This window comes from Pseudonocardia lacus (genome assembly GCF_018531445.1).
In the GTDB taxonomy this organism is placed as follows: Bacteria; Actinomycetota; Actinomycetes; order Mycobacteriales; family Pseudonocardiaceae; genus Pseudonocardia; species Pseudonocardia lacus.
The window spans coordinates 1-7,382 of record NZ_JAHDTH010000286.1 but is presented as its reverse complement, the minus strand read 5'-3'; the positions used below and the strand labels follow the sequence as shown (position 1 = coordinate 7,382).

Genomic DNA, 7,382 nt, shown 5'->3' with positions numbered 1-7,382 from the left:
GGACGGCCCGGACCGGCTCCGCGCGGGGCGCCGAGGTCGTGGCGCGGGGCGGGCTGGTCGTGGTCGTCGGGGCGGGCCGGGTCGTCGTGGGCGCGGCGGTGGTGGTCGGGGCGGCGGTCGTGGGGCGGGCGGCGGTCGTCGTCAGGCCGGCCGAGCCGGAGGTCGCCGCGAACGCGGTGGTGTCCGGGTCGTCCGGCGCCCCGCACCCGCCCACGGCGAGCAGCGAAGCGGCGAGCAGGGCGAGCGCGGGAGCGGTGTGTCGGGGCACGTCACTCGATCGGTGGATGCGTGCCCGGCGTTGCGGCCACCCCCGGATCTCCCCAATCCTGGGTAGGACGCGGTTGCGCAGCGTGTTCACCAGCGGTTCCGCGGAACCTGCGCGTAATCCCCGCGTCACGCGGCAGCGTCACCATTCGGGCATGTCCACCGCCTCCGGCCGCAGCGCGGCGATCGTGTCCTACCGGCTCGGCACGGCGGACGGGGTGTCGGTCACGGCCGCGCAGTGGGTCCGGGCGATGCGCAGGCTCGGCATGCGGGTGCGCACCGTGGCCGGCGACGGGCGTCCCGACCTGCTGGTCCGGAGCCTGGCCCTGGGCAGCACCCGGCCGCCGCGGCGCGCCGAACTGGCCGCCGTCCTCGACGACGTCGACCTGGTCGTCGTCGACAACCTCTGCTCGCTGCCGATGAACCGGGCGGTGGGCGAGGCGGTGGCCGAGCACCTGCGCGGCCGCCCGGCCCTGCTGCGCCACCACGACCTGCCCTGGGAGCGCCCGCAGTACGCCGGGGTGACCAACTGGCCGCCCGACGACCCGTCCTGGCGGCACGTGACGATCAACGAGCTGGCCCGCCGCGCCCTGCTGGCCCGGCGCGGCATCGCGGCCACCACCGTCCACCACGGCTTCGCCGAGCGGCCCTGCCCCGAGCAGCGCGACGCGGTGCGGCGCAGGCTGCGGGTCGACCGCGGACCGCTGGTCCTGCAGCCGACGCGGGCGATTGCCCGCAAGGGCATCGACGTCGGGCTGGCGCTCACCGCCGCCGTCGGCGGCACCTACTGGCTGACCGGCCCCGCCGAGGACGGCTACCAGGCCGAGCTGGGCGCGGTGCTGGCCGCCGGGCGGGTCCCGGTGCGCAGGCGGCTGCCGTTCGGCGTGGGGATGGCCGGCGCCTACGCGGCCTGCGACGCCGTGGTGCTGCCGTCGTCGTGGGAGGGGTTCGGGCTGCCGCTGATCGAGGCGGCGCTGCACCGCAGGCCGATCGCGGTGGGCCGGTTCCCGGTGGCCGCGGAGCTGGCCGCGTTCGGCTTCCGCTGGTTCGACGCCCACGACCCGGAGCCGCTGCGGGCCTGGCTGGCCGACCCGGACCCCGGGCTGCTCGACCACAACGAGGCGATCGCGCGCGACCACTTCGGCATCGACGCGCTGGCCCGCAGGCTGGAACCGCTGCTGCCCGGGGCACCGCGACGCCGGGAGCCGCAGCACCTGACGGCCTGAGCGCCGTCCGGCGGGGCCGCGGCGGCCCCACCGGACGGGCTCAGGCGGTGCGCTGCCCGGGGTGCAGCACCCTGGCCAGGAAGTTGCGCGTGCGCTCCTGCTGCGGGTTGCCCACGACCTCGGCCGGCGGGCCCTGCTCGACGATCTTCCCGCCGTCGATGAACAGCACCCGGTCGGCGACCTCGCGGGCGAACTGGATCTCGTGGGTGACCACCAGCATGGTCATGCCGTCCTCGGCGAGGGAGCGCATGACGTCGAGGACGTCGCCCACCAGCTCCGGGTCGAGCGCGGAGGTGGGCTCGTCGAACAGCATCACCGTCGGCTCCATGGTCAGCGCCCTGGCGATGGCCACGCGCTGCTGCTGGCCGCCGGAGAGCTGGGCGGGGAAGGCGTGCTCCTTCTCCGACAGGCCCACCCGGGCCAGGTTGGCCCGGGCGGTCTGCTCCGCGGCGGCCCGGCTGCGGCGCAGCACCCGGCGCGGGGCGATCGTCAGGTTGCCCAGCACGTCCAGGTTCGTGAACAGGTTGAACTGCTGGAAGACCATGCCCATGGTGCGGCGGGCGTCGTCGATCTCGCAGTCCGGGTCGGTGATCTCCACCCCGTCGACGACGACGCTGCCGCTGCTGGGCACCTCCAGCAGGTTGACGCAGCGCAGCAGGGTCGACTTGCCCGAGCCGGACGGCCCGATGATGCAGACCACCTCGCCGCGGTGCACGTCGAGGTCGATGCCGCGCAGCACCTCGTTGCTGCCGAACGACTTGTGCAGGTCGGTGATGCTCACGACGACGTCGGCCGGGGCCCGGCTCGACTTGGTCAGCTCGGTCACACCTCCGCCCCCTTCGGCGTCCCGGCGCTGCCGTAGCGCCGCTCCAGGCGCCGGGCCAGGTACGACAGCGGGATGGTGATGACCAGGTAGCACAGCCCGACCACCAGGATCGGGGTCAGGCTGCGCGCCTGGTTGAGCGCCGCCCGGCCGAACTGCGCCAGCTCCTGCTGGTCGAGCGTGGTGCCCAGCAGGAACGCCAGCGAGGAGTCCTTGGTCAGCAGGATCAGCTCGTTGGTCAGCGGCGGCAGCACGATCCGGAACGCCTGCGGGATCACGATGAAGATCATCGTGCGGGTCGGGGACATGCCCAGCGAGCGGGCCGCCTCGACCTGCCCCTTCGGGACGGACTGGATGCCCGCCCTGATCGTCTCGGCGATGTAGGCCGAGCCGACGATGCCCAGCGCCAGGGTGATCGACACCAGCCGGTCGAGGATCGTCCCGAACGCCAGCGGCACGCCGAAGCCGATCGCGATGACGATCAGCAGCGCCGGCAGCCCGCGGAAGAACTCGATGTAGGCGCCGGCGACGAGCCGGTAGACCCGGACCGAGGACAACCGCATGAGGGCCAGCACGAGGCCGAGCGCCAGCGCCAGGACGAACCCGAGCGCGGTGAACAGCAGCGTGTTGCGCAGCGCGATCAGGATGACGTCGGGGAACAGGCTCGCGGCCACCTCCAGGTCGAAGAAGGCGCGGGCGATGGTGCCCCAGTTCGCGGTCAGGGCGACCAGCAGCACGACCGCGATCGCGATCGCGTACTGGGCGCCCCGACCGAGCCGGGTCCGTTGACGACGGGTGAGTGCCATTCGAGAGGGGGTCCCTACGGGGTCAGGCCCCGGGGGCCTTGCCGAACCACTTCTCGTAGATCTTGTCGTACGTGCCGTCGGAGCGGGCCGTCGCGAGGGCCTCGTTGACGGCCTCCAGCACGGCGGTGTTGCCCTTCTTGACGCCGATGCCGTACTGCTCGCCGGTGTCGAACTCGGCGGTCACCGCCATCTCCGGGTTCTTCTTGGCGAAGTCCAGCAGCGGGCCGTTGTCGTTGATGGCCGCGTCGACCTGGCCGGTCTGGGCGGCGGTGGTCAGCAGCCCGAGGTCTTCGAACACGACCAGCTCGGAGTTGGGCAGGTTGGACTGCGCCCACTCCTGGCCGGTGGTCGAGTTCTGCACGCCGACCTTCTTGCCGGCCAGCTGCTCCGCCCCGGTGATGCCGGCGTCGCCCTTGACCAGCAGCGCCTGGGTGGCGTCGAAGTACGGCTCGGAGAAGTCGAAGTTCTGCTTGCGCGTCTCGGTGATCGTCATCGCCGCGGCGGCGACGTCGCACTTGCCGATGTTGAGGTCCTCACCGGACTGGATGCCCTCGAACGGCGTGTCGACGATCTCCTGGGTGACGCCCAGCTTCGTGGCCACCAGGTCGACCAGCTCGACGTCGAAGCCGACGATGGTGCCGCCCTCGTTGAACTGGAACGGCTCGTAGGGCAGGTGCGTGCAGGTGGTCAGCTTGCCGTCGGCGACCAGCTGGACACCGCCCTCGGCGGCCGGGGCCTGGCCGCTGTCGGGGCTGTTGCCGCAGCCGGCCAGTACGACCGCGGTGGCGGCGAGGGCGACTGCGCTCGTGAGTGTGCGGGATCGGGGGGGCACGCGGACCTCCGGGTCGGCGACGGTCGGTATGCGGGGATGCTGCCACGCGCACTCCCGGGAGGCCTCGAAACCGGGGTCACCGTTGAGTGACATCACACAGCGTGATGTGAAGAGGATATTTCGGATGCCGGCGCACGTGACGCGGCGGGCGATCCCGGGTACAGAGGAACCAAGAGCGGCGCACGGTCCGGGGCGCCGCGATCACCAAGGGAGACCGAGATGGCCCTGATGCGCAAGCTCGCCACGCTCGCCGCCGCCGCAGAGGCGGGGCGCCGCTACGCCAAGAAGAACCCCGACAAGGCCGGCAAGTACCTCGACCAGGCCGCGGCGTTCGTCGACAAGCAGACCAAGGGCAAGTACTCGGCCCAGATCAACGGCGCGGCGCAGAAGGTCAAGAGCGTGGCCGGCGTGCCCGGCGGCTCGCACTCCGCCTCGAACGGCTACCCGAAGGGCGCCGCCGGCTACAGCCAGCCGCAGCCGTCCTCGTCCACCGTGCCCGCGCCGGACGCCCCGACCACTCCCACCACCACTCCCCCCACCACGCCGAAGCCGGCGCCCGGCCCGTCCCACTAGGACGATCGGCCCCCGGCGACGGGAGCCGAGCGCGGCGGGCGGTGCACCCACGATCGTGGGCGCGCCGCCCGCCGCGCCGCGTCCGGGGCGCCCGTGGCCATGCCGACGGGCGGCCCCTCGTGCCAGGATGGCGCCGAGCGCCGGCTGTGACCGCCCCCACCCGAGGGCGGTGCGCGGGCCGGCGACACCGGCGCGGCCCGTACCGCCACGAACCGGTCACGGGTCGGTTGAGCACGAGGAGGAAGCGTGTCCGTCCCACCCGACCGGACCCCACCGACCGTCGAGATCGCCGGGGCCCCACCGGTCCCCGCACCCACCCGCGAGCAGGTGCTGGCCGGCCTGCGGGCCACCGACTCCGGCACCGACCTGGTCCAGCTGATGACCCCGGAGGGTGAGCGGGTCGCGAACCCCGAGTTCGACCGCTACGTCGCCGACGTCGACGAGGCCGCCCTGCGGGCGCTGCACCGCGACATGGTGCTGGTCCGCCGCGTCGACCGGGAGGCCAACGCCCTGCAGCGCCAGGGCCAGCTCGGCATCTGGGTGCCCCTGCTGGGCCAGGAGGCCGCGCAGATCGGCGCGGGCCGCGCGCTGCAGCCGCAGGACATGGCCTTCCCGTCCTACCGCGAGCACGGCATCGCCTGGACCCGCGGCATCGACCCGACCGAGCTGCTGGGCATCTTCCGCGGCACCGACCACGGCTCCTGGGACCCGCGCGAGCACGGCTTCCACCTGTACACGATCGTCATCGGCAACCAGGTGCTCAACGCCACCGGCTACGCCATGGGCCAGCGGTTCGAGGGCCGCGTCGGCGGCGAGGACCCGGCCGGCAACGAGGCCACCATCTGCTTCTTCGGCGACGGCGCCACCAGCCAGGGCGACGTGCACGAGGGCTTCGTCTGGGCGGCCGTCTACGACGCCCCGGTGGTCTTCTACTGCCAGAACAACCAGTGGGCGATCTCCGAGCCCACCGAGCGGCAGAGCCGCGTCCCGCTCTACCGCAGGGCCGCGGGCTACGGCTTCCCCGGCATCCGCGTCGACGGCAACGACGTGCTGGCCTGCCTCGCCGTCACGCGCTGGGCGCTGGAGGAGTGCCGGTCGGGCAACGGCCCGGTGCTGGTGGAGGCGTTCACCTACCGCATGGACGCGCACACCACCTCCGACGACCCCACCCGCTACCGGCTGGCCGACGAGCTCGAGCTGTGGAAGCTGAAGGACCCGATCGAGCGGGTCCGGGCCAACCTGGTCCGCGAGCACGGCGTCGGGGCGGAGCACTTCGACGCCCTGCAGGCCGAGTCCGACGCGCTCGCCGAGCGCTTCCGCGCCTTCTGCGTCGACATGCCCCAACCCGGCCCCGACCGGATGTTCTCCGAGGTCTACGCGGAGGGCTCGCCCCAGGTCGACGCCCAGCGGGAGGCCTACCTCGCCTACCACGCGTCGTTCGAGGGGGCCGGCCGATGACCGCGCTCACGCTGTCCAAGGCCATCAACGAGGGCCTGCGCGCCGCCATGGAGCGCGACCCGAAGGTCATCGTCATGGGCGAGGACGTGGGCAAGCTCGGCGGCGTCTTCCGGGTCACCGACGGCCTGCAGAAGGACTTCGGCGAGCAGCGCGTGCTGGACACGCCGCTGGCCGAGTCGGGCATCATCGGCGCCGCGGTGGGCCTGGCCATCCGCGGCTTCCGGCCGGTCTGCGAGATCCAGTTCGACGGGTTCGTCTTCCCCGGCTACGACCAGATCGTCTCCCAGCTGGCCAAGCTGCACTTCCGGTCGCAGGGCCGGGTCCCGATGCCGGTGGTGGTGCGCATCCCGTTCGGCGGCGGGATCGGCGCCGTCGAGCACCACAGCGAGTCGCCGGAGGCGCTGTTCGCGCACGTCGCCGGGCTCAAGGTGGTCGCGTGCTCGAACCCGTCGGACGCCTACTGGATGATCCAGCAGGCCATCGCCTGCGACGACCCGGTCATCTTCTTCGAGCCCAAGCGGCGCTACTGGGAGAAGGGCGAGGTCGACACCGACACCGAGCCGGGGCCGCTGTTCGCCTCGCGCGTCGTGCGGCCCGGCAACGCGGTCACGCTGGCCACCTACGGCCCGCTGGTGACCACCTGCCTCGAGGCGGCCACCGCGGCCGCCGGCGAGGAACCCGCCCGCGAGCTGGAGGTGGTCGACCTGCGCACGCTGTCCCCGCTCGACCTCACCCCGGTGCTGGAGTCGGTCCGGCGCACCGGGCGGCTCGTCGTGGTGTCCGAGGCGCCCTCGGAGGTGTCGGTGGCCGCCGAGGTGGCCGCGCGCGTGCAGGAGGAGTGCTTCCACTCGCTGGAGGCGCCGGTGCTGCGGGTGACCGGGTTCGACACCCCGTACCCGCCGGCCAAGTGCGAGGAGGACTACCTCCCCGACCTCGACCGGGTGCTCGACGCCGTCGACCGCTCGCTGGCCTGGTGATCCGCGGTGCGTCGTGAGTTCGCCATGCCCGACGTCGGCGAAGGGCTGACCGAGGCCGAGATCGTCACCTGGCACGTCGCCCCGGGCGACACCGTCACCGTCAACCAGGTCATCGTCGAGATCGAGACGGCGAAGGCGGCCGTCGAGCTGCCGTGCCCGTACGCCGGGACGGTCGGCGAGCTACTGGCCCAGCCGGGGCAGACCGTCGACGTCGGCGCGCCGATCCTGGCCATCGAGACCGCGGAGGCCGCTCCCGAGCCGGCCCCGGCGGCTGCCGGCGCCAAGATCGGCGAGGTCGGCGCGGACGGCCGGGTGGCCAACCTCGTCGGCTACGGGGCGCGGCCGGGTTCGGTCACCCGCCGCCTGCGCCGGCCCGCCGCGGGCGCGGAGCCCCCGGCGGCACCGCCACCCCCGCCGACCCCG

The 7,382-nt window shown here is 73.4% G+C and carries 8 protein-coding genes and 1 pseudogene; 5 read left to right on the top strand and 4 right to left on the bottom strand.

Annotation, left to right across the window (positions count from 1 at the left end; genetic code table 11):
- Nucleotides 1-268: pseudogene (locus KIK08_RS35665) on the bottom strand (hypothetical protein); the annotation flags it as partial.
- Nucleotides 269-419: 151 nt separating this feature from the next.
- On the opposite strand from KIK08_RS35665, the gene KIK08_RS35660 reads away from it, so the two are divergent.
- On the top strand, nt 420-1,490 hold the full coding sequence (locus tag KIK08_RS35660) for a glycosyltransferase family protein (RefSeq protein ID WP_214407730.1): 1,071 nt from the start codon (nt 420-422) through the stop codon (nt 1,488-1,490).
- Between the two features lie 40 nt (nt 1,491-1,530).
- Here KIK08_RS35660 and KIK08_RS35655 read toward each other — a convergent pair whose 3' ends face one another.
- From KIK08_RS35655 to KIK08_RS35645, 3 genes are read right to left on the bottom strand one after another with little or no spacing between them, the layout of a single operon-like run.
- Nucleotides 1,531-2,316, bottom strand: coding sequence for an amino acid ABC transporter ATP-binding protein (locus KIK08_RS35655; protein WP_308258106.1), 786 nt, complete (start codon nt 2,314-2,316; stop codon nt 1,531-1,533).
- On the bottom strand, nt 2,313-3,119 hold the full coding sequence (locus tag KIK08_RS35650; protein ID WP_214407729.1) for an amino acid ABC transporter permease: 807 nt from the start codon (nt 3,117-3,119) through the stop codon (nt 2,313-2,315). The genes KIK08_RS35655 and KIK08_RS35650 overlap by 4 nt, the downstream gene beginning before the upstream one ends.
- Nucleotides 3,120-3,141: 22 nt before the next feature.
- Nucleotides 3,142-3,951: a basic amino acid ABC transporter substrate-binding protein gene (locus KIK08_RS35645; RefSeq protein ID WP_308258105.1), complete on the bottom strand. Its 810-nt coding sequence runs from the start codon at nt 3,949-3,951 to the stop codon at nt 3,142-3,144.
- A 219-nt stretch (nt 3,952-4,170) separates the two neighbouring features.
- Here KIK08_RS35645 and KIK08_RS42085 point away from each other — a divergent pair, with 219 nt between their 5' ends.
- The 4 genes from KIK08_RS42085 to KIK08_RS35625 all read left to right on the top strand — a co-directional run.
- Complete coding sequence (locus KIK08_RS42085; protein WP_308258104.1) at nt 4,171-4,524, top strand: antitoxin; 354 nt, start codon at nt 4,171-4,173, stop codon at nt 4,522-4,524.
- Nucleotides 4,525-4,809: 285 nt separating this feature from the next.
- Nucleotides 4,810-5,982, top strand: coding sequence for a pyruvate dehydrogenase (acetyl-transferring) E1 component subunit alpha (gene pdhA, locus KIK08_RS35635; protein ID WP_308258107.1), 1,173 nt, complete (start codon nt 4,810-4,812; stop codon nt 5,980-5,982).
- Nucleotides 5,979-6,959 carry an alpha-ketoacid dehydrogenase subunit beta gene (locus tag KIK08_RS35630; RefSeq protein WP_214407727.1) on the top strand — a complete coding sequence of 327 codons (981 nt, stop codon included), beginning with the start codon at nt 5,979-5,981 and terminating at the stop codon, nt 6,957-6,959. The genes pdhA and KIK08_RS35630 overlap by 4 nt, the downstream gene beginning before the upstream one ends.
- Nucleotides 6,960-6,965: 6 nt before the next feature.
- On the top strand, nt 6,966-7,382 hold a 417-nt coding region (locus KIK08_RS35625), incomplete at its 3' end, for a biotin/lipoyl-containing protein (protein ID WP_308258103.1).

Bases quoted from the DNA above. Each gene is read 5' to 3' on its own strand.
- KIK08_RS35630 (WP_214407727.1), top strand. From the start codon at position 5,979: ATGACCGCGCTCACGCTGTCCAAGGCCATCAACGAGGGCCTGCGCGCC.
- KIK08_RS35660 (WP_214407730.1), top strand. From the start codon at position 420: ATGTCCACCGCCTCCGGCCGCAGCGCGGCGATCGTGTCCTACCGGCTC.
- KIK08_RS42085 (WP_308258104.1), top strand. From the start codon at position 4,171: ATGGCCCTGATGCGCAAGCTCGCCACGCTCGCCGCCGCCGCAGAGGCG.
- KIK08_RS35650 (WP_214407729.1), bottom strand. From the start codon at position 3,119: ATGGCACTCACCCGTCGTCAACGGACCCGGCTCGGTCGGGGCGCCCAG.